At 39.1% G+C, this 23608-nt stretch carries 19 protein-coding genes; 2 read left to right on the forward strand and 17 right to left on the reverse strand.

The window, feature by feature from the left end; translation table 11 throughout:
• Positions 1-253: 253 nt before the first annotated feature.
• The 6 genes from hutH to hutU all read right to left on the reverse strand — a co-directional run bounded on the left by hutH (position 254) and on the right by hutU (position 8908).
• Positions 254-1804 carry a histidine ammonia-lyase gene (gene hutH / locus CSV73_RS10090; RefSeq protein ID WP_085130883.1) on the reverse strand — a complete coding sequence of 517 codons (1551 nt, stop codon included), beginning with the start codon at positions 1802-1804 and terminating at the stop codon, positions 254-256.
• A 21-nt stretch (positions 1805-1825) separates the two neighbouring features.
• Positions 1826-3175 carry a Na+/H+ antiporter family protein gene (locus CSV73_RS10095; RefSeq protein WP_099627455.1) on the reverse strand — a complete coding sequence of 450 codons (1350 nt, stop codon included), beginning with the start codon at positions 3173-3175 and terminating at the stop codon, positions 1826-1828.
• A gap of 57 nt (positions 3176-3232) precedes the next feature.
• A complete protein-coding gene (locus CSV73_RS10100) occupies positions 3233-4396 on the reverse strand; it encodes a M20/M25/M40 family metallo-hydrolase (RefSeq protein WP_099627456.1) in 1164 nt (387 codons plus the stop codon).
• An 18-nt stretch (positions 4397-4414) separates the two neighbouring features.
• Positions 4415-5668 (reverse strand): imidazolonepropionase, encoded by a 1254-nt coding sequence (gene hutI / locus CSV73_RS10105; protein WP_099627547.1) that lies wholly within the window; start codon positions 5666-5668, stop codon positions 4415-4417.
• Positions 5669-5727: 59 nt separating this feature from the next.
• Positions 5728-7080, reverse strand: coding sequence for a YjiH family protein (locus tag CSV73_RS10110; RefSeq protein ID WP_232319186.1), 1353 nt, complete (start codon positions 7078-7080; stop codon positions 5728-5730).
• A gap of 106 nt (positions 7081-7186) precedes the next feature.
• On the reverse strand, positions 7187-8908 hold the full coding sequence (gene hutU, locus CSV73_RS10115; protein ID WP_085130886.1) for a urocanate hydratase: 1722 nt from the start codon (positions 8906-8908) through the stop codon (positions 7187-7189).
• Positions 8909-9263: 355 nt separating this feature from the next.
• Between hutU and CSV73_RS10120 the strand changes: the two genes are divergently transcribed.
• Entirely contained in the window at positions 9264-10970 is a 1707-nt protein-coding gene (locus tag CSV73_RS10120; protein ID WP_085130887.1) for a sigma-54 interaction domain-containing protein, read from the forward strand.
• Positions 10971-11412: 442 nt separating this feature from the next.
• On the opposite strand, the gene CSV73_RS10125 is transcribed toward CSV73_RS10120, so the two are convergent.
• From CSV73_RS10125 to CSV73_RS10150, 6 genes are all read right to left on the reverse strand, one after another.
• The gene (locus CSV73_RS10125; protein ID WP_099627457.1) at positions 11413-11835 is read right to left on the reverse strand and encodes a hypothetical protein; all 423 of its coding nucleotides are present in this window, start codon (positions 11833-11835) and stop codon (positions 11413-11415) included.
• Positions 11836-11950: 115 nt separating this feature from the next.
• Positions 11951-12994: a beta-carotene 15,15'-monooxygenase gene (locus CSV73_RS10130; RefSeq protein WP_099627458.1), complete on the reverse strand. Its 1044-nt coding sequence runs from the start codon at positions 12992-12994 to the stop codon at positions 11951-11953.
• A gap of 378 nt (positions 12995-13372) precedes the next feature.
• Entirely contained in the window at positions 13373-13735 is a 363-nt protein-coding gene (locus CSV73_RS10135) for a hypothetical protein (RefSeq protein ID WP_099627459.1), read from the reverse strand.
• 474 nt (positions 13736-14209) lie between these two features.
• Positions 14210-16150, reverse strand: coding sequence for a bifunctional metallophosphatase/5'-nucleotidase (locus tag CSV73_RS10140; RefSeq protein ID WP_099627460.1), 1941 nt, complete (start codon positions 16148-16150; stop codon positions 14210-14212).
• A gap of 36 nt (positions 16151-16186) precedes the next feature.
• The gene (locus CSV73_RS10145) at positions 16187-16903 is read right to left on the reverse strand and encodes a GntR family transcriptional regulator (protein WP_099627461.1); all 717 of its coding nucleotides are present in this window, start codon (positions 16901-16903) and stop codon (positions 16187-16189) included.
• 12 nt (positions 16904-16915) lie between these two features.
• On the reverse strand, positions 16916-17530 hold the full coding sequence (locus tag CSV73_RS10150) for a sterol desaturase family protein (protein ID WP_099627462.1): 615 nt from the start codon (positions 17528-17530) through the stop codon (positions 16916-16918).
• 409 nt (positions 17531-17939) lie between these two features.
• Between CSV73_RS10150 and CSV73_RS10155 the strand changes: the two genes are divergently transcribed.
• The gene (locus CSV73_RS10155; protein WP_099627549.1) at positions 17940-19307 is read left to right on the forward strand and encodes a DHA2 family efflux MFS transporter permease subunit; all 1368 of its coding nucleotides are present in this window, start codon (positions 17940-17942) and stop codon (positions 19305-19307) included.
• A 238-nt stretch (positions 19308-19545) separates the two neighbouring features.
• Here the strand turns inward: CSV73_RS10155 and CSV73_RS10160 are convergent, their stop codons facing one another.
• The 5 genes from CSV73_RS10160 to CSV73_RS10180 form a co-directional block, all read right to left on the reverse strand.
• Positions 19546-20235 (reverse strand): hypothetical protein, encoded by a 690-nt coding sequence (locus CSV73_RS10160; RefSeq protein ID WP_143560952.1) that lies wholly within the window; start codon positions 20233-20235, stop codon positions 19546-19548.
• Positions 20236-20508: 273 nt separating this feature from the next.
• Positions 20509-21213: a hypothetical protein gene (locus CSV73_RS10165; protein WP_099627464.1), complete on the reverse strand. Its 705-nt coding sequence runs from the start codon at positions 21211-21213 to the stop codon at positions 20509-20511.
• An 18-nt stretch (positions 21214-21231) separates the two neighbouring features.
• Positions 21232-21939: a hypothetical protein gene (locus CSV73_RS10170; RefSeq protein WP_099627465.1), complete on the reverse strand. Its 708-nt coding sequence runs from the start codon at positions 21937-21939 to the stop codon at positions 21232-21234.
• 337 nt (positions 21940-22276) lie between these two features.
• Positions 22277-22795: a peptide-methionine (S)-S-oxide reductase MsrA gene (msrA, locus tag CSV73_RS10175; protein WP_099627550.1), complete on the reverse strand. Its 519-nt coding sequence runs from the start codon at positions 22793-22795 to the stop codon at positions 22277-22279.
• Between the two features lie 81 nt (positions 22796-22876).
• Entirely contained in the window at positions 22877-23596 is a 720-nt protein-coding gene (locus tag CSV73_RS10180) for a phosphocholine cytidylyltransferase family protein (protein ID WP_099627466.1), read from the reverse strand.
• Positions 23597-23608: the final 12 nt, after the last annotated feature.

Raw genomic sequence — 23608 nt, forward strand, 5'->3', positions numbered from 1 at the left:
CTTCCATAACTTTTACTGACCATAAAAAATAAGATAACATCTAGCCACTACGATAGCTAGATATTACCTCATAAAAGTGCTTGTATCACGTGTTTAGGAAGGATTCAAACATCTATTTACTTTAAAGCACATCCTGATAGTAGCGATGCGCTTTTGTACTTTATAGATAGAGATTCATTCATCATCCTATATAACGACCCTGCATGTCATCATATAGAATGGTTTTTACATCAGATGGTACTGTGGCACTTCATCAAGCCAAAATATCCTCACGCAAGATAAAAGTAGACAATGCTTCAATTTGCTGCGAAATATCACGATCCGCTTCTAATGGCGGACAAATAGTACGCACTTTTTCTAAATAGGCTTTAGTTGCTGGGGCAAGCTCTTTCTCCGCTTGCTCCAAGTGAATAGCTTGTGAAGCACAAATCAGTTCAATTGCGATGACGCGGGAACTGTTATGAATAATTTCACGTGCTTGTCGAGAACCAATTGTCCCCATACTGACATGATCTTCCTGGTTAGCAGAAGTTGGAATAGAGTCTACACTCGCTGGATGGGCAAGTACCTTATTCTCCGAAACAAGTGCAGCTGCAGCGTATTGCGCCACCATCAAACCACATTCCAAACCTGGATCTGTTGCAAGGAATGGAGAAAGTCCACTAAGTTGCGGGTTGACTAATCGCTCAATTCGTCTTTCTGAAATATTAGCCCATTCAGCTGCGCCAACTTTCATGAAGTCCATAGCCAGTGCAATCGGCTGTCCGTGAAAATGACCGCCAGAAATGATTTCGCCGTTTTCAAGAATGATTGGATTATCTGTGGCAGAGTTCATTTCGACACGTAAACGATCATCGACATATTGAAGCGACTGCCAAGAGGCACCGTGCACTTGCGGAATACAACGAATGGAATAGGCATCTTGCATACGGATTTGTCCTTGGCTAGTTATTCGTTTACTGCCTTTTAGCCAATTACGCATTCGTGAGGCGACCACTTCCATCTCTTTATGCGGTCGCACAGCTAGAAGTCCTTTATCAAACGCTGTAATGATCCCTTGTAATGCTTCCATTGTTAGACTTGCTGCCATATCCGCAGCCAGACCTACACGTTCCGCTTCATTTAATCCAATAACACCAACTGCAGTCATTGCTTGCGTACCATTGATCAAAGCAAGTCCTTCCTTTGCCTGCAAAGTGACCGGTTTTAATCCCGCACGCTTTAGTGCTTCTCCGCCTGGCAAGATCTCTCCCTCGAATTCTGCACGGCCTTCACCAATTAGTACAATCGCTACATGCGATAATGGAGCCAAGTCACCGCTTGCACCTACAGAACCTTTACACGGAACGACTGGATGAACGCCTTTATTGATCAACTGAACCAATAATTGTAGTGTGTCTTCTTTAATTCCGGAAAAACCTTTTGCTAGTGCATTCGCACGTAAAACCATCATGGCCCGTACGACAGGTTGTGGTAAAGGCTCCCCGACACCTACAGCGTCCGCACGAAGCAGATTAAGTTGCAATTTTGTAATGTCTTCATCTTCAATCTGAATATCACTTAACTTGCCAAATCCAGTATTTACACCATAGATAACTTTTCCATCTCGTAATTGTTTTTCAATACGCTCCCGACTTTCTCGAACACGTTGCAAGGCATGATCGGTAATTCCTACTGGCACTTTACCAAAAGCAATACGCTCAATTTGTTTTCTATCGAGTGATTCACCGTCTAATTGAATCAACTGCTTTTCTTCATCTGTAAAGTTTCTGTCTAATTGAATCAATTTCCCATCTTTACTCATTCCAACACCTCTTATTCTTTTTTATAAAACTACAGCTGCCACTATTCCGAATATAAATAAAGGAATATTATAATGTAAAAATGTAGGCACACACGTATCCCAAATATGATGATGTTTACCGTCCGCGTTCAATCCTGATGTGGGCCCAAGTGTACTGTCTGAAGCGGGTGAACCTGCGTCTCCTAATGCCCCTGCTGTACCGATCAATGCAATGGTCGCAAGAGGACTGAACCCCATAACCATACATATCGGAACGAACACTGCAGTGAGTATCGGAATCGTTCCGAACGACGTTCCAATCCCCATGGTCACTAGTAAACCAATCAATAAGAGAAGTGCAGCTCCCGCCACTTTACCATAGCTGAAATAGCCTTCTACCGCCGTCACCAGACTGGTTACAGCACCTGTATCTTTTAAAACAGTTGCATAGCCTGAAGCAAGAAGCATGACAAATGCAATCGCTCCCATAAGCTTCACACCTTCTTGGACAACCATTTCACCTTCACTCAATGTGACGACTCTTGCAACAAACATCACGATAATGCCTACTAACGCACCGATCACTAATGAGTGTAACAAAACCTGGACGACTAAAGCAGCAACAATCGCAACAAGCGTTAAAATATCTCGTAAGTCAAGCTTGTGTCTAACCGATCCCTCTGTAGCCGCTAATTGAACAGTAGATGAAAATATTTGTTCCTGACTAGCGCGTTCTTCTGCAGATGCATAATCACGTGGCTTACGATACGTTATGAATACTGCGATAAATAAACCGACAAACATACCGACTGTTGGTATTGCCATTGCAAAAGGTACTTGCGATAATGTGACCGGCATCCCGTTGCTACTGATTTCCTGGACAATTATGCCGTGGAAGATCAAACCGTAACCTGCTGGAATTAACATATAAGGCATCTTCAAACCGAACGTCAGAGCGCAAGCGACAGCTCGTCGATCCAAACGCAAATAGTTGAAGAAAATCAACAAAGGCGGGATGAGAATCGGTATGAAGGCAATATGTACCGGTATCAAATTTCCTGACAGACAAGTCAAGCCCGCAATCATCAAAAGCAACGTATATTTACTCATTTTTTTTACTGACAATAATTTATCTATCAACAATTTTGTAATGCTCGAATGGGCAATCATGGCTGCAAAGATTCCCAGCAATATATAGCTTAATGCAGTTTCAGACTGACCACCCATTCCGCCAAGAAATAAGGAAACTGTATCTGATAACGATAAGTTGGAAAGAAGTCCCGCTGTTATCGCTGCCATTAATATCGCAAATATGACATGCACTCTAGCTAGGCTTAATACTGTTAGAACTAATACGGAAATGAACACTGGATTCATTAACACTACTCTCATCCCCCTGAATTCTTATCTAATTTCAGTACCTTCTTTTAATCAATCTCTCGCATCAGATTACTTTTGACTTTCATACCACTTCTGAATTAATGCGGCGGTTAATTTTCCTGTATTTGTTAGGTTTTCTATGCTGATGCATTCTCGGAATGAATGGATATTTTGAAAACCGTTCCCTAACGTCAAGCAAGTCAATCCATTTTCATTTAATACATTTGTGTCAGCTCCGCCTAGTGTTTGGGTTAGGTATGGATCGACACTTATATTGGCCGATGCATCCAAAACGGTTTTTGTTAGGATATGATCTTCCGGAATTGCGAAACCACTATACTTTTTCTCGATTTTCACGTCTACGGAGCCACCACGATCTTCCACAGCTTTACGCATGGCGTCTTCCATATGTTGTAGTTGCTTATCTAACTTATCTTTGGAGAAACTACGCACTTCACCAGCGACTGTCACTTCGCCCGGTATAATGGAAGTGAGTTCTCCGCCTTCGATAATACCTATATTCGCTAAGGTTTCTTCATCGATCTCACCTAAGTTCAGCTTCAACAAACCAGCTGCCGCTAAAATGAACGCATTATTCCCTTCTTCTGAATTCAGAGCAATATGCGCCGCATTTCCTTTTACTTTCATCCAGATCCTACTACTATATGGACCTTTCAAAATCGTTTGACCCACATCACCGCTACTATCAAAAATGTAACCGAATTTACTTTTCGGTTTGCTGTAATCTAAATGACGCGCACCTACGAGACCTGGCTGTTCATTGACTGTCAAGACCAATTCAATCGGCCCATGTGGAATTCCACTCTCAATCACAGCACGAACACCTTCTAAGTATGCGGCCAATGCTGCCCGATCATCTGCTCCTAAGATGGTTGTGCCATCTGAGTAGATCACACCGTCTTTAATTACTGGCTTTAAGTCTTTCGTAGAAAGCACAGTATCCATATGTGTAGAGAAAAATACTGGTGCTACAGATGAATCTGTTCCTTCTTTATACGCAATCAAGTTGCCGACTTGTCCGCCGAATTCTTTATGCGCCTCATCGAATTCAAAAGTAAAACCTAGTTCTGGTAGTGCCTTCACCAAGTAGTCTGCTACCTTTTGTTCTTTCCCACTAGGTCCGTCAATTTTTGCTAGTTCAAGGAATAAGTCGAGTAAACGTTTTTCATCCACACATTCTGCTGCGTTATTTTTCACTTGTTTATTTGTCATTCTACATCGCTCCTTTTCTCACTGTGCTTTTACATGCTCTACGACTACTTCGCCGTCTTTTAATACAGTCTCCACAATATTGGTTCCGAGTTCATATGCGATATGGACATAAGAAGGAATAGCCCAAATCTGTAGATCAGCTATTTTGCCTTCAGCAATCACGCCCCGATCATGTAAATCTAACGCGCATGCTCCACCGTAAGTCGCTGCTTTGATAGCTTCTTCCACCGTGAATTTATACAGTCTGCAAGCTAAATTGATAACAAATTGCATCGACTCTGTATAACATGCTGGACAAAGATCCGTGGCCAGCGCAATATTCATTCCTAAATCCAGCATTTTACGTGCATCGAAAGGTTTGGTATGACCTACCGCAAAATCTAATGCTGGCATTAACACACCTGTTACATTCGATTTAGCAAGTTTCTCCATTACTTCAACCGGCGTGTAGTTTAAATGATCGACGGAGACCATATTCATTTTGACTGCAAGATCAGATCCACCGATATACGAGTAGGCATCCGCATGCAATTTCGGTTTCATACCATATTTTAAGCCAGCTTCAAGTATCTGTTCGGACTCCTCGGCCGTGAAGTATCCGTCATCACACCAAGCATCGCAGAACTCCGCCAATTTACGTTCGCCGATTTTTGGAATCATATCTTCTATAATGACACGTAAATACTCTTCTTTTGTCATGCCTTCTGGGAATCCGTGTGCCCCTAAAAATGTGTTATATACATCAACAGGTGTTTCTTTATCCAGACGTCGTCCAACTTCCAAAATTTTAATTTCACTTTCTGTCGTTAACCCATATCCACTTTTACTTTCAATGGTTGTCATGCCGTACTCTAACATGTTCATCATTCGTTTTTTTGATTGTCGAAATAACTCTTCCTCAGATGCATATCGAGTCAGTTCTATAGTTCGGTTTGGTCCTGCCGTTATGCCCATTTCTACTAATTTATTCAAATCACTTCCTGCTATTTTTACAGCGTACTCTTCTACACGTGTACCATTGAAGACGAGGTGCGTATGCGAATCAACAAACCCTGGTGCGACAACCTTTCCAGTAGCATCAATTTGACGCGCATCGTCCAGATTGATTGTGCTACTTCCTTCTTTTTCTGAACCTACTCCCGCAATACGTCCGTCTTTCACCGCAACCCAAGCATCTTTAATGACACCAAGACCTGCCATTCCTTCTTCAGCGCAAGTCAAAACTTCCGCTGCATGACGAATTACTAAATCGACTTTTGTATTACCATTCATTAGAGTCACAATAGAACCCTCCTGCTAAATAATGTTGTGCCTTTTATTGGAAAGCGCTTTCATAGGAATAAAAATGCTAATGGAGTTACAATAATTAATGATAAGACCGTTCTGATGAACCAGAGAGCTACAATCTCCCGCATTTTAATTGGGATATCTGTGGATAAGATACACGGGATCAACGCAGAGAAAAATAGAATAGTGGAGATGGAAATAGAACCTACAATGAATCGTGTATGTAGACTAGTTTCTATCACCATTAATGATGGTAAGAACATATCCACAAGATTGATCATTGCTGCTTTTGCAGCTAGAAATGGTTCAGGTATTTGTAAAATCCACGTTAATGGTAAGAATATATAAGCTAAATAATCGAACACAGGCGTATGATTAGCCAAGATTAAACCAATTAAGCCTATTGCCATAACAGATGGTAGTACACTCATCGCCATGAGAATACCATCCTTCAGCGTCGATATGACATTTTTAAAAAGTCCTGGCGCATTTTGAGCAGTTAGCATCGACTCTTGCCAAGCATGCTGGATTCTTTTCTCTTTAATAATTACTTCAGGTGCACCATCGCCCGTATAGTAATCATCAGGTATTTTGTTGATCGGCCACATTCTGACTGTAATCGCAGTAACCAAAAATGTGACAAGGAATGTTAGCCAAAAGTACAGATTCCAAATCTCCATTAAATTCAATGTCTTAGCGACGACGACCATAAATGTAGCAGATACGGTAGAAAATCCAGTAGCAATAATAGTTGCTTCACGACGGGAGTATTTGCCTTCTTTGTAAATGCGATTCGTGATCAACAGTCCGATAGAATAACTACCTACAAAAGAAGCGACAGCGTCTACCGCTGACTTTCCAGGAGTTTTCCAAACAGGTCTCATAATAGATTGCATTAGGATTCCGATAAATTCCAGCAAACCATAGCCCACTAACAATGCTAAAAAGATTGCTCCAATTGGAATCAATACACCAATTGGCGTCAATACTACCGAATAATAATAAGGCCCCATATCATCCGCCAATAACCATCTAGGACCCATTTCAAATAAAACAAGAAAAGATGCGATTGCTCCTAAAACTTTTAAACTAGAGAAAATCATATCCATTTTGGTTCTACGCCAAACACCCGAATAAAAAGGGTAAGAAGCTCCAAGAACCATAATGATCAAAATATAATATGAAACAAATGTTGGAATGGTATTACGAATCCACGTTACAAAATGATCTAAAGGAATAGAAGTTTTCCCATTCAAATCTATTGGAACAAAAAACATGAAAATACCAATTAAACTGAAGAAGAAAAAGCTGAAAATGTTACGCATGGAGTAAATATTTTCTTGTTCCTCTATAGGATGTGCATCCATCAAATCAACCATCTCATTTACATCGTTCATTCTCCTCACCCGCCCTAGTAAGTGTTTTTGTTAGTTAAACAAGAACAGAGGAGGTCAAACAGGCGTTTGACATCCCCCACCCACTTCTCTTAGGTTCTAGTACTAATTATTTCATTTCTGCTTTCACTAAATCTTTAGGTCCAAATGTTGCTTTACTCTCCCACCATAATGGAATTTTAATACTTTCCTCAGTCAATTCGCCTTTACCGTTAGCCACATCACGTGCCGTTTCATAGCCGGCCTGTGCATGGCGGACCACACCAATTCCGGAGTCTACTGTCATCGCAACTTCAAGACGCATATCGGATTCAGCTGTGCCGTCCGCTACCATCGTGACACCTGTATGAACTGCTTCACCCATAGAGTAGTTTGCTTGAATTGCGATAAGATCACACATACCCACTGCATTTAATAATCCGTTCAACATCGGCCAATCAGAAATCAAGTCACTGCCGTCTTTCATGTTTTCTGATTCAAATGTCGGGTTAACGATAGATCCTGAATCCAAGTTGTCACGTGAAAATGCAACTGGACCCGCTAATTCACCACGACGAATCATGTCATTTACTTCTAAAGCAAACTTTTTCCGCTGACCAAAGCCCATATAACAAATACGTGCAGGAAGTGCTTCGATTGGAATATGTTCTTTCGCTAGTTTAATCCAACGCGTAACCAAGTAGTCATCTGCAAACTTCTCAAGAATCATATCATCAATTTTACGAAGGTCTTCTGCTTCTCCTGATAGACAAATCCAACGGAAAGGTCCGCGGCCTTCACAGAACAATGGACGAATATATTCCGCTACGAATCCTGGCAAACGCTTCGCCTCTTCTTTATCCATCCCTGCATCCATACACTCTTTACGATGGCTTGTACCGTATTCAAATGCATGAACACCTTCATCCATGAACTGAATAAGCGCTTTCAATTCACGAATCATTGTTTCGCGACCTTTTTCCAAATACAAGTCACGGTCTGTATCACGCAACAGCTCTGCTTCTTCTACTGTGTAGCCGGAAGGAAGATATGAGATCGGGTCATGACCTGGCGTCATAGACGTTGCAATTTCGGGACGGAAGTCACTCTTCAAAATTTCTTCAAATATGTCTGCAGCGTTTCCAACTACTGCGATTCCAAGTGGTTTGCCTGCTGCAGCGTATTCTTTCGCCTTTTTAATCGCTTCATCAAGTGAAGGAGCTAGTTCATCAATGAAACCTTTCTCAATGCGTCGATTGATAATTTCCACATTTGAGTCAACTAGAATACACACGCCACCATGCATTGTCATCGCACGTGTTTGGTTTCCACCCATACCACCTGCACCTGCAGTCAATAGGATCTTACCCACGAGGGAGTCGTTATAGTGAAGGCGAGCAATCGCTGATAATGTCTCAAATGTACCTTGGATTACGCCTTGTGTTCCGATATACTCCCAAGGTGCTGCAGTATAGTTTGCATAGATTGTTAGGTTCTTATCTTGCAGATCATAGAATGTAGGCCAATCCGCTTTCATAATATTCGTTGTCGCCATGACAACTGTCGGAGCGTATTTATGGGTTTTAAAGATCGCAACCGGCATACCAGATTGAACCACTAATGTCTCGTCGTCTTCTAGATCTTTCAATGATTGGACAATCGCATGATAGGATTCCCAGTTACGGGCTGCCTTACCGATTCCGCCGTAGATTACTAGTTCTTCAGGTTTCTCTGCATTTTCCATGTTGTTTTCTAACATACGAAGAATCGCTTCTTGTCTCCATCCTTTGCAGCGAAGTTTTGGTCCTCTTTGCGCTTTTACGGAATATAAAATTTCTGGTTTTGTCGTCATTATGAATTCCCCCTGAATATACTAGTATTTTTGTTTCTCGCTTTAATATATTGCAAGTACCGTGCCAACTTCCGAAAAGAGAAAAAACAAATAGTAATTATTCTATAGAAATCTTATTACACCAAGGTTTATGACCATTAAAAATATTCGGAACTCCGATGGTAGATTCCTATTAATTTTCACTTTCACCTGCAGATAAATTTCCTCTTTGCACTAACTTTTCAACCACAACGTTCAAAAAACACTTAGCCATAAAGCATTTTCAACTATGCAGATATTTCCTGCATGCAAGTGCAGACTTTTCTGACATCTAAATGATATAATAAAATTTCTACTGAACATAGGAGGTTATTAGATGTTTGCTAAAGCCATTGGTACATTCGCGAGAAGTTTTGTAGACGGCGTCATTGTACTTAATTCATCAAACAAAGTTTTATGGTATGAATTGAAAGAAAATCTATCCTTTACAATAGATTTGGCTACTGATATTAATAAGTTATTTAAACGAGGAGATTTGCACTTCTACCACCAAGAAGAATTTTATATAGAGATTCAAGATCAGCCATTACAGGTAGCTGTCCAGCGACTTGAAGAGCCTGAACCTCTAGTGATCTTATGTATAAAAGAATTTTCATTCCAATTGGACAACAACGAAGCGCGTCTGTATTGCTTAGAAGAAGTTATCCAAACTATAGATGAAGGCGTGATGATGAGTAACTCTGTTGGGGATATTACGCTTTACAATGCAGCACAAGAGAAAATGGAAGGTTTAAATGCTCAAGAAATAATTGGAAGACCTTTATGGGATGCGTATAACTATAATCCACAGTTCTCTGAACACCGACACGTATTTAGTACCGGTAAACCAATCTTCTCAAGATATCGCGCACACTCTAAAGTAGACGGAGTTCCACAGTATGTCAGCTACAGTACATTTCCTATAAAGAAAGATGGAGAAACGATCGGGGTCTTCTCTATTAGTACAAATGAATCCAAATTAAAAGATCAACTTTATCAAACGATTGAGTTAAAGCGAAGTAAACATCAAGTAACCGAGGAAAAAGCTTTCTCTTCTAATGGAACCATTTTTACTTTTGAAGATATTAAAGGTCAAAGTACCGAATTAAAAGCACTATTAAGAGAAGCTCAGGCGGTATCTGTATACAATACAGATACATTGATTGTAGGAGAAACTGGAACAGGGAAAGAACTATTCGCACAAAGTATGCATAATCACAGTTCACGCCGAGATAAGCCATTTGTTGCTATCAACTGCGCTGCTATTCCAGAAAATTTATTGGAAAGTACATTGTTCGGTACGATAAAAGGAGCGTTCACGGGTGCTACAGACCAAATCGGTTTGTTTGAATATGCTGGAGAAGGCACACTATTCATGGACGAAATAAATTCCATGCCTATGACGTTGCAATCGAAACTCATGCGCGTATTGCAGGAGCGTTTAGTACGTCGAGTAGGATCTAACGACGTAACTCCCGTCCGCTGTACAGTTATTAGTGCATCAAACGAAGATCCTGAACGATTGATTGAAGAAGAACGGATGCGACTAGACTTATTTTATCGTGTTGCTAATACAAGTCTATTTATCCCTCCGTTGCGCGATCGTCCCGAAGATATTTTATTTTTCATTAATTACTTTTTGGAATATTTCCAGGAAAAAATGGGCACTCAAACACCCCCGCTGTCTCCTTCTTTGCGGGATGCACTGCTACGCTATTCGTGGCCCGGAAATATTAGAGAGTTAGAGCATTTAATGCAGAATATTGTCATCAGAGTGAACGAGGATGCAAAGGCAATTGAAATTCAGCACTTACCTTCGTATATTCGTGGAAAAATTATTTCTGAGCAACGACTACTTGTAGAAAATGGAGAAGACAAAGCAAGTAGACCGATAAAGAGCTTATTGAATCAGTCGAAAAAGCAGTTTATCCAAACTTCTCTAGAACAGACCGAATGGAATATCTCAGAAGCCGCGCGCAGACTGGGAATCACCCGTCAAAGCTTACAGTACCATATAAAAAAGCATCAATTGGAAAAACCCTGAACTCTTTATTTATTAGATGAACAAAGCTTTTTGTATTACCGGTACAGCTATGTCGGTCATGGAATGTATTTATTGTTCAAGGATCGAGTCGAGCAAATTATGGATGCAAGAGGAGTAGGAGAGGTTAAATAGAAGTGATGGAGACGGCTATGGTCTCCATCACTTCTTTTTGTCAATTATATATTCCAGAATCTGAATATACTTCTATCATTTCGCTACCTGAGCCCTTTATAAACAGTACATATGCAGAATTCATCTACGTATATCACCTCATAAAAGCGCTTATATAGTAGGCTAAAAGGGTTAAAACATTCATTTTCTCATACAGACAGTCGGCACTTGACTTCCTAAGAATTTTTCATTACTTAAACCGTGCAATTCTAAAAAAGGTTGCTAAATCGAGAATCACAGCCTATGCACATCTAGTACTAAGTATATCATTTTATTGATTAATCATTTCAGCTGGGGTAATCGCTTCATTTGGGAGGGATGTCGTACTAATTTTCGTAATGAACCAATTCTCACGTCCCGGTTCCGGATTCTTTTCTACCGTAATCACTTTATGCCCTTTCCCGAAACTTGCATAAGAAGTGATCAGGTCATAGGCAAGAGTAAATTGTTGCGTTGTTTCATTGATTTTATTTACATGGACAATATGAATATTTGACACCCACGGACTCGATTGTCCAGTTATCCAATTATTTTCTACAAATTGCTTTTGTGTTCGTTTTTGAAGTGCTGGAGATAGCACTGCATATTGAACGGCGCCACTTCGATTTTGCAACCCTAAAATCCATAACTCTACAGTTTGTAAAGGCGTTCTAGTTTGCAATCCATAAATAAATGAACGTAATTGACTATCCATACGCAGGATCACCTTTCGACATACATTTCTATCATGGTATGTTTTGAAAGAGTTTAAAGTTCATATATTAAATGCCGCTCTCGTGCCCAATTCGTGGATAAATACTATCATTCAACTAGTTTTGTAATTTCGTTTTCAATATCTCCTTGAATTTTTCGGAGTCATCTACTCGAATAGCCACTTGCTCATACTTTTTCTTCATCCCCATGAACAAAACCGCTTCCTGTGGATGTTTTAGTTTTATTATGATGTCCGGGTACGTTTTCTCAAAATCGCGTGCTACAAAATCTATCGTATTCTTATTGAGCTTTTTTTCTAATGTGGGACGGTCTTCTATGATTCCATCAATGTCCTTCCACTTTATTTCCATACGTTTCATTAAGCCCAATGAAACATACATGCGATCATGATCCACTTGTAGCGGGTTAAATCGTATAGCTTGAATGTCTCCTAAAAATAAAACAACGGAATAGATATTTATAACTAAAAGTAGCAACGATAAAATCAGTGACTTATCATGTAACCACCAATGCACTCCCAACGTTTCAACTACAATTGCATGAATCATCATCACTTGAAAGGCAATTAGACTTGAATTCTGATGTAGCGTAAACGTATTTTCTTTAGGTAGAGGCTGTTTCTTCCAAAGGCAAAAAGCATAATAGAACATCAGCATTTCTGAACAAATCACTTGAATAATCGGTTGTTTCCTTACTTTTTGGTCTACTGCATTGGAGAAAGCAAATAAATGGGGTAAAGAACTCTTCTTCACGCTCCGGATAATTTCAGGTAAATACTTGAATAGAGTCAACAATAATAATAGTTCAAGCAAAACGAACACAGCTTCCACTACAAAGCCCATTAGAGTAAGCGTTTTAAAAGGGGTTAAATAGTGCATTGGAATGATAAAGCGAGCGACGATTAGTCCACCTGCCATTAAAGTAAGGAAATATTTCCAGCTTAGTTTCCGTTGCCACGCTAAAAATAATACTGGAGCTACAATAGTGAGATCGATGAGAGAACCTAGAACTACAGGATTGGTATTCGCAGGCAAAATGCTGATTCCTAGTGAAGAACGATATAAAGCAAAGTTGGAAGCCAGTACAAGTAAAAATAGAATAGGCCAAATCATGCGTAAGGATTGTTTATTAAACACCATACTGTTCACCTCAGGTATTTTCAATTTGTTTTTTCTGCAATTTACTGATTCAATTCTAACACGGCGCGTGTTGAACAGCCGCAATTATTTATCCGCTAAAATATACTTAATTTAGGCATGAAAATTTGGTAGTAATACATCCAATCGTTTTTCTGCTTTTAGTATAGATTTTCCGTTACTTCTTCTAGTTCATATTCATCTAGTGGTTCGTGCTCCAAAAGCCTATTCATTCCACAAAAAACGGCCATAAAAGCATATGAAGTTACTGAGCTCTGATTAAATCTGATTGTTAGTTTACATAATATTATTATTCTGATTTCGTCTTATGTGAAAACTCATGCTATGGATACAATGAAGTAATCAGAGATCGCGTTCACTTCATTTAAGACGGGTTTCCAAGGATTCGATAGCCAGTTTAAGTGCGATGACACGACGCTCATTTAACGTTTTTTGAGGACTGCCATCCTTTGCTTTTACTAATTGTTTTTCAATAGATGGAATGATACGTTGTAGAATATCCTTAGATTGTAAGATCTCTTCTTTAGTATAGAAGAAATCTACACCATTCCAAACGTCTTTTACGCTCTCTAACCCAACTTTTATAGCGTCACGTCGTTTTTCTACAAGTGTTGTATTGGAACCTTTTTCCGTCATACTTTTATAAGCATTCGAAAGTTTATGAAACGTTGATTCTAAAGATTTTATGGTCATTTCTTGTATTTCTCGGCTAACCGTTTTCATCTATGAACCTCCTCTTTCTAATTTAGTCGTCCAACAGTTCATAATTTTGTAAAGCAATATAATAAGATGCTAGCGCGGCGCCTATTCAACAACTGGATATAGATTTTATTTTACTGTTTGTTGTTTTTTATCTTTTCATTATGAAGATTTTGTTACTCATGAGTCCTTCACCACCTTTGGACACGTAAATGGTCTTTGAAATCATCAACTAGCTTGTTCGAGAAACAAATATATTTCTACTATTCATACGTTCATAACCTGTGAAAGGGTTCGTTTTTTTCAGATGTGTTGAATTCATGCTACTATGTTTCAACGTTTTTATTCCACTCTACTATGTACTCCACTGTAGGTATCCATAAAACCAAATTCTCGTAAAGTGATGTAAAAGAAAAGCATCGCTATATGCGATGCTAGTGTACGCCCTCGTCCGATGTGAATCCGCTCATCATTTCAGCATGTTTACCACTCACCGAATCAACTATTTTTTTTGCGCTTCCTCACAATAAACGTCACAAGCAAAGCCACTAGGCCGACAACTGTGAGTACGATCGCATAGACAGTTAGGATTATCCCGTTCGGATTTTTGAGGATGGCCCAAATATTTGAATCATGCTCTACGATTTTTCTACCATGTGTTTGCTCGTAATATGGTGGTACTTGTGCGACACCGTTCATCTTTTTAAAGGATTTGAAGTAATTTGCAATGGCATACCATTCTTTCACTTCTTGGTGTTCATTCATATACACGATGTGGTCTTCAAAATTTGTCACCGGTGTACCTTCTTTTGTCTTTGGCACAACCGATAGGATACCAAAAGATTTTTTATTTACAAAAGGAAGCATTTGAACGGAGTATAAACCGCCAACCACACGGTAAAGCTTTTCATCGTCAATTTCTTCGTTTGTCCCATCCATAGATTGCAAACTGATATCCGTGACTTTATTGAAAATGAAGCGATTTGTATTAAACGTGTACCGTAAACCTGCGATATACAATTGAACTTCATTCATAATAGGAGTAATCGAAGCATCGACTTCTGCAATGGTCTTCAACTCTTTACCGGTCAAATAAATGTCTACAAGCGGATAGCCAGAGATTTCATCGGGACCGATTCCTAAAGAATTGACATTGAAAACATTTGAAACGGTGATGTCGCCTTTGCTGAAGGTATCTCTGATCGTACCCACTGGAACAACCGCGGCAGCGATCGGTTCATAGTCCTTTCCTTCCAGTTGTTGAATCATGTGAATAAATGAGTCGCCTATTAAATTTCCAATAGGTTCTTCTTTTTGTTCGATTCCTAACTTGGAAAAACGCGCGAAATCGAACGGTGAATAGGCTAACACTTCATCAAACTTCATTCCAAAATCATTGAGGTAGTTCTCTTGTATCGATTTTTTGTATGTATTGATTGTTTTAGTGATCGTTGAATCTACAGGAAGAGAATCGTCAATTGGCCGTAATTCATAATGATTAACTGTCCATTTATTGGTTTCATTTCGTGTAATACGGAGGACGCCAAGATTTTCTCCATATTGCCCCGCCGAACCTAAGATAGTAGTACCTACAATAATCGGTTCCTCAAATGTAGTATGACTATGCCCGCTAATTATAACATCAATATCAGGAACTTTCTTTGCAATCATTTCATCTTCGGACTGCGATGGAATTTCCGACGTACCTGAATGTGAAAGAGCGATGACTAGATCTACATGTTCTTCATTCTTCAATGTCGCCACCGTGGACTTGGCACTTTCAACCGCGTCATCAAACGTCACACCGGACATCGGCGCATTGCCAGCTGCTTCTTCTCCCATTAACCCAACGATGCCAATTTTAATCCCTTTACGTTCTATTACCATATAATCTTTTACGTCATAATCGCCCATCGATTTTTTTAACGCTTGAATGTTGCGAGGCATCTTGCCGTCCTCATCTGTCGAGAAAATCGTATTCGAAGCGACAATACTAGGCAATTTTTCCCCACTGTCTTTCGCAGCGCGTAAACTACTCGCTAAACCTTCTGCTCTAAAGTCAAATTCATGATTCCCCAAAGTCGTCACGTCATACCCCATCCGCCCCATCATCTGTAATCCGGGTGCATCAGTTGCGTAAATCGTTTGGAACAATGTGCCCATTGCGAAATCACCCGCGTCAACTAGAATCGCATCCGGATCTTTCTCTTTTTGCTCAACAATCGCGCTATGTAATCTAGCATATCCGCCGACGGATTTCTTCTTTTCTCCTCTATCTACTTCAAATGGAAGGAAGTTGTCATGTAAATCATGCGTAAAAAGAATAGTGATTGATTCTTCTGCTGATTCCGCTTTTCCTTTTGGAACATCTAGAGTGAAGATGGTTACTAGGAGCAGAATGATTGAAATGGACTTGACTAGTAAATGAGTAATTAACATATCCTCCTTTCCATAATGTTTACGAATAAAATGTACTTATTGTATACTATCAAGCTTAAACTTCACGCCGATTCTCTCATCTGGTGATAATTGGTTTTTCCATAGATCATAGCTTTTTTTCATCATTTCCTGGGAAAGTTTTTCTGCTTGCTGATCATCGCCTAATAATGCAACGGACAATAACTTTTTATAATAACTGAGTGAAGCTTCACGACGAAATGAACTTTCAAAGTATTTTAACGCCATTTTCACGTACGCTGGTTCAAAGCTGTTTAGCACGAGCGAAAAGAGCGGATTTTCTGACAATCTAGCTAACTCCTTTTGAACTTTCCAGTCATATAACGCAAAAGCTTCCGCTGTATCTAGTAACTCATCGATTTCAGCTAGTAGACCCACTACTTTAGGATAATTAAGCAGTACCGCTTTTTTTACATATTGAGGTGTTAGTGCAATACGTAATTCCAAAAAGTAGAGAACGAAAGCGTCTGGCACTTGATCGACATACTCAATAATATCAACGATTGTAGTAATATTTCCTCCGTTCCAATAATCATTGACGACAGCGCGTTGGCCTTTTCGTAACGTCAGCCAACCACCGTGACTCAAGCGCTGTAAGACTTCTCGAATGGCGGGACGTCCCAGTTGATACATTGCGGCCAATTCTCTCTCCGTCTCGATTTGACTTCCCGCCAAATATTCACCTTGAAGAATTGCTTTGATCAGTTCTTTTTCCACAGTTACTGTTCGATTCATAGATCGGTCTCCTTACGTACGATTCTCTAGGTTTTTAGCGGTATCGCTTTTTTCAACTACTTTCTGATCTTTATACGTTCCGAACGTTTTATCGAAAGACGTATGTGTTACACCAAACCAGTAGTTTTCATTTTTAAAATGATGCCAAAGATGCGCTTTTTTAATACGTCTCCCCATTTCAGTACGTGGTTGAACAGGACGATGCGCAATATAATGTTTCCATTCATAATACATGAAATAGACAATGATTCCCGCAAGATAAGCCATCGTGAACGGAAAACTATTGGTTATTAAATAGAAAATAAATGCAAACATGGAGAAGCCGGGTAAACTGAACCAAATCGGCAAGAACAATAGTTTTAAATTTGCTGGATCTACGTGATGATCAAAGTGTAAGCGCTTAATCGTTTTCAGTAAAAATGGATTCGTCGGCGTTTTCATATGAAATAAAAACCTATGAATCATATACTCACTCATTGCATAAGTAGCCATCCCTATTACAAAGGAGATCCACACACCAACGGAGTAAACATGTAAAAAAGTATAGACTATGAGCGGAATAAATAGCACCAGCATTATAGTGATATCTGGAAACGTGATGAACTCTTTTATATATTTTGTATTCATGAACCGTCCTCCTATCCTATAGTCAATTAATTTATGAAGCTGTTTAACTAGTAGTGTATGCTTGGTAAGACCAGAATTATTCTTGGAGTTACCAACACTATATAGGATTCGGAATTGTTGGTCAATTATGTTTTTAAGAAAATAAATAAGCACCACATGAGAAACAAACATGAATGTTTCTTCTGTAGGTGCTATTATATTCCTCCATATATATATACATGTTATAATGCTCAAGCGGCAAGTTATGAATAGCAACGAACTTATTTCAGCTAAGGATATCTGCTTCTGGTCGTCGCCAGGGTTGATATCCTTTATTGCGTCAAAATTATGTACTTTGCATCAATCTGTTTTAGAAAGGAAGTAAATCGTGTCCTCATTACAAATAGTACAAGTACGTTATCCAAAAGCGATGGCGTTTACCCTTATGTTTGGAGCTTTTATCGGGTTGTTTGGCGAAACAGCTTTAAATATGGCTCTGACTAATATTATGGCCGATTTCTCAATTAACTCCGCTACCGCACAGTGGCTGACTACAGGATACTTATTAACGCTCGGTATCCTAGTACCTGTCTCTTCACTCTTAATTCGATGGTTCACGACGAAACAATTATTCGTGGCATCTCTCAGCTTTTCCATAGCCGGTTCAATTTTAGCTGCGCTAGCCCCGAGCTTTGCCGTGTTATTCATAGGGCGTGTCGTTCAAGCGGTTGGGACAGGGATATTATTGCCGTTAATGATGAACGTCATTTTATTGATATTCCCGATCCACAAACGTGGTGCGGTCATGGGCGTCATGGGACTTGTGATCACGACAGCTCCTGCAATTGGCCCTGCCTTGTCCGGGTTGATAGTCGATACACTTGGTTGGTCATTCATCTTCTGGGTCAGCCTGATGTTTTATGTAGGGTTGATCGTGTTGGGTCTCAAGCAAATTGACAACGTCTCTCAAATTACGAAACCTGCGATTGATGTCGTTTCGATTTTGTTATCTACGGTCGGTTTTGGTGGAGTCATTTATAGCTTAAGCACCATGGCGGAAAAATCTTTAACGTCTGCATACGTCTATCTCCCATTACTAGTCGGTTTCATTTCACTACTTTTATTCGTCATAAGACAGTTTAAAATGAAGCAGCCGATGATCAATTTACATGTGTTTAAATATCCGATGTTCACGTTAGGGACAGTGCTATTGTTCATTGGGATGTTTTTAATTTTATCCACCGCGATCTTGCTGCCTCTATATATGAGAACATCTTTACTCGTCAGCGCAGCAGTAGCGGGGCTTGTTCTGTTGCCAGGTAGCGCCTTGAACGCATTGTTGTCTCCAGTGATAGGCATGCTGTCGGATAAGTTCGGTGTCAAAAAGATTTTACCGATCGGCTTCCTACTGACCGCGATCTCAAGTGTCCTTTTCGTCGTCATTATTTCGGCTGAAACACCCATTTGGCAAGTGGTCATCGCTTTCTTAATATTCTTCGTAGGCATTGCAATGATTATTATGCCTGCACAAACGAATGGGTTAAATGAATTACCACGCGAACTCTACGCAGATGGTTCCGCCGTAATGAATACTCTCCAACAAATTGCAGGCGCGATGGGAACGGCTTTGGCGATTACATTCATGATACATGGTGAAAACGTATTTTTAGAAGCTTCTCCTAGTGCTTCGTCTGCTGAAATAATTGCAGCGGGTACGAAGTATGCATTCTACTTTATCGCTGGATTTGCTATTACAGGTTTTATTGTCTCGTTGTTTGTGAAGCGTGTTCGGGTGTAAATAAGATAAATAAATCATTTCTGTTACCATTCACATGAGTAGAGGTACCAAGTCCCGAAACGATTCTGAATAGTATCGGGACCTGGTACGTTAAATAGAAGACGAAAAGACCGTTAATTTATCCATTAGCGGTCTTTTTTATCGAAAAAAGTTGTTGTGCATGTAAATCACGTTCTGTTTTCTGTCCGACCCATCCATAGCGACAGAGTTCAGTTTCAACTTACTGTCTTTTGATATGTTAGTTGTACCAATTCGCATTTGGTGTTAGAGTCGTATGCTTTCCTATCTTTTTCAATGCTTCTTTGTCATAAGAATAATCATGATTGAATAATTCTTCTATATCAAATACATACGTTGGTCGCTCTCTTAACGTCTTTATATCATAAAGACGTCCTTCTTTTTGCACTATAGCTTCAATTGCATAGCGCAGGTCTTTACCTGTTGCAAATCGTACAGTCGCGATGTACTTTCCACGTTCTTCGATACCGATGCACGTATAGTAGTTAGAGTTAATGCAGTTTTCGAATGAAACATTGTCAGACACTAATTTTCCATCTAGTTTGGAAAGACTGATGTTTTTAATTTTTTCATCCGCAGTTATATCAAGTAATCCTACTGAAGATAAATAATCGGCCTTTTCTTCAAGTGTAAGTTTTAATTCACCATTTATATTTTTTATATGAACAGTAAACTTCTTAAGGTTGTTCACCCTCTCATGTGAACCCCAAACGTTAAGTTTACCTTCTCCCTCTTTTAAAGGGATCAATTGAATCTTCATTTTTGTAAAACCTGGTTTTTCAATTATACGAATTAATTCATACAGATTACTATCATTTTCAAAACTTGCATTTTGAAGTTCATCAAGTCCAACCGTTTCTGCCTCTAACGTGACCATCGTTGTTGATTTATTCTCTTCGGTTGCTTTCATCAGTTTAGCTGCCTGCCCTCTAGTAACAGGCGCGTTCACTGTGAATTATATTAATGAACAAAAACCCTCCTACGACTAATTTAGGTCATGGAAGGGTTTCTTGTATGTGACTCGATGTTGAATTGTGATGGGATATATAACTACTTCTCACATCTCCTTTTTTTCTGTCTCGACTACTAATACCGATGACGAATTTGTAAATGGAAAATTAAATGAGATACTAAATTTTTTTTGAAATACAAACGTTAATGTATGAACAATCATGAAAGCCTGTCAATCATAAGTTAAAAAGTACTTTGCCATTTCATCTTCTGTCAATCCGAAATACTCCAAACCTGCAACGCAGTAAGCCAACAGAATGTCGCTTCCTTCCGATTGTTCGAATCTCACATCATATTCTTGTTGTAATAAATCAGCCATATCCCACTTTCTTTGATCATCATTCCCCTCACCCATATAATAATAATCTGCCAACCTATATAATTCATCAAGCGCAAGTTTTGTAAAGGGATGATTTGTAACCATTTGACTATAGTGCGAATCTAAAATTTGGGGTTCCGTATAATATTTATCTTTAAACATTACTTGAATCAGTTCACCTATCGGAATAGAGTTTTTTTCTACTAATGGTATACACCAAACTTTTTCACCCGATTTCGTTTCGCTTCTCTCCGAATTTCTCAACTTTTCATTTTGAAATAGATGATTGATCCAAGAAACATTCACCACACCTGTTACATTATAATTTGTCATATAATCCAAATCTAGCGGAGTCAATTCTTCTACAATCATGCTCTCTTGACTCTGTAATATATCGACACGTGTATTGTAGTCTACTGTGAATACATGTTCATCTTCACTCATAAATCCTGTTGTATACATTGTGAAATTAACTACATCCTCATTTGACTGATTGTCTACTATTAACAAATAGTCACTCTCTTTACTTTCAATTCGTAACGTAAATTCTTTTCCCAATATGCCCCCTACCTTTCACTACTGACTATTTATATGTGTAATGACCGTCTGCTTAAAATCCTTAAAAGAAACGCCATTTTTCCCATAGTACATTAAATGTCTACATGCAAAAACAGTGGCTTCTTTACCGCTTTTATATTTGAAACGTAAAACCGGCACGCCGCTCTTTTCTTCCTCTCTGATTTTAATCTTTAGCGGAGGGGCAGTACTCAAAAGCCCTGCATTATTTAGTACACTTACAAGGTGTTGAATAGTAGACTGTCCATACGTGATTAAGGTTTTAGGCTCATGTTCATACAGGACTTTCAAGAATAACTGTGTGGCACGATCCATTTCTTTTTTAGGCAATGATTTCAGATCTTTAGCTCGTGGGGTGGGATAAGTAATAACATTTGTGCGGAGTACTTTCTGTTTCGTTTCTCTTTCTAACAAACCAACCAAACTACTCGTTCCTAAACGAGTACGTGAAATACTAGTCTTGCCGTCATTAGATCTAAGATTGCTATAAAACTCATTAAATTTCTCTTCATTATATAGCAAATTAACATAACAATTTACACAAATGTCTTTAGGTGAAATCAATGTAGCTGGATTAATGCCTATTAAAAAGATATCAACAGGAATTTGAAACCTTTGTGGCAGCGTGAAAGGACGTAAATAAGGCATAGTGGTCGTCCTGTTATAAACTAGTGGTGTAACTAGTTGTTTCAATTCATCGATATTCATTTTCACCATCCTCCAGACAAGTTTTTATTTTACTTTCAAGAACTACGTATAATTAAGTAATTATTAAGATATTTCTATTTAATTCCAGTATACACTATCTACTATCATTTATTTCAGAAAAAACAGTTTCAATTTATTTATAAAAAACAGGTCTCGACACGATTCTACATTGTGTCGGGACCCAGTATAAAAACTCATTTCTTCAATTACATATTGTTGCTATTTAGATTCGTTTAATGAGTGCGTGCAAACTTTCATGATTGTGTATCTCAATCAACACATTACCTTTTCGTGCAAGTTCTATCATGTAAGAACGTTCACACACTCGCGATTCCCATTACTCTCCCCAGTGCTCAGCGATGAATTCATTGCGCCCTGAACGTGCACGATCCTCCTCGTAATGATCTTTTTCTTTTATGTAATAATCTTGATGGTATTCTTCTGCCCGATAGAACGTTTCTGCTCGTCGGATTGGTGTCACGATCGGTTTTGTGAAAATGCCACTTGCCGCTAGATTTTCTTTTGATTTTTCGGCAGCTTCCCGTTGCGCCTCTGTGTAATAAAAAATAGCGGTTGTGTAGGATAAGCCGCGGTCTTGAAATTGACCTTCTGCATCTGTTGGATCGATTTGTTGCCAGTATACTTCAAGTAACTTCTCATAAGGGAATAGTACAGGATCAAACGTGATTTCAACGACTTCCACATGACCGGATGTGCCTGTTTTCACATCTTCATATGTTGGATTATCGAGATGCCCGCCCATATAACCAGACACGATGTCGTGGACTCCTGGCCATTCTTTAAACGGTTTCACCATGCACCAAAAACACCCTCCTGCAAATGCTGCTTTTTCTATTTTTTCATCAGCCAATTCTACCCTCTCCTTTTATGTGATATGAAGCATGAATTTTAAAAGCGTGTCAGGTCCCTACACAATTCATAATACTGTCGGAATCTGGTACCCAAAATCAGTGTTTCTCCGAAATTCAAGGATTCTTTGATAATCTTCTATGACGTCTATTTCTGACCAAAACATACCCCTAACGTCTACAACATTTATAGTTATCTCATCTATAAATGAATATAAAACGTTTTCCCACCAAAAATTGTGATTTTGCTCTTTTATTAGTTCCTCGAGTCTCTCTACGAACTTCTCCAAAAATATTTTCTTGATTTTTGCTATGCCAACATATTCCCCACTATATTCTTTTAATTCTTTACCATGCCCGATTAGCTGATTATTATTGCAATAGAAAAGGTAATCTAGTTCACTATTCGAATCCATTAGGAAAGTTTGTTCATGCCTAGAGCTTAGTAGCTTGTCTAACATATTCTGCTCAAAGTATACATCTGCATTCGCTATGATAATATCTTCGTCTTTAAGTTCGTTTCTCGAAAACCATAAAGAGGCTACACTATTTGTAACACTATAAAACGGATTGAAATAATACTTAACATCGAGATCGCATAGAAGATCCTTAATGATATCCGCTTTATATCCAACAACAATTATAACTTCAATATTATTTCGTTGGAATAATTCAACAGTATGGCGGATTAATGACCTCCCTCCTATATCAAGTGAACATTTGGGCACGTCGCCAATATATTCGCTAATTCTTGTTCCTCTTCCACCAGCCAATAATATAGCTTTCAAATATAACCCTCC

Source organism: Sporosarcina sp. P1 (genome assembly GCF_002743155.1).
Classification (GTDB): Bacteria; Bacillota; Bacilli; order Bacillales_A; family Planococcaceae; genus Sporosarcina; species Sporosarcina ureae_B.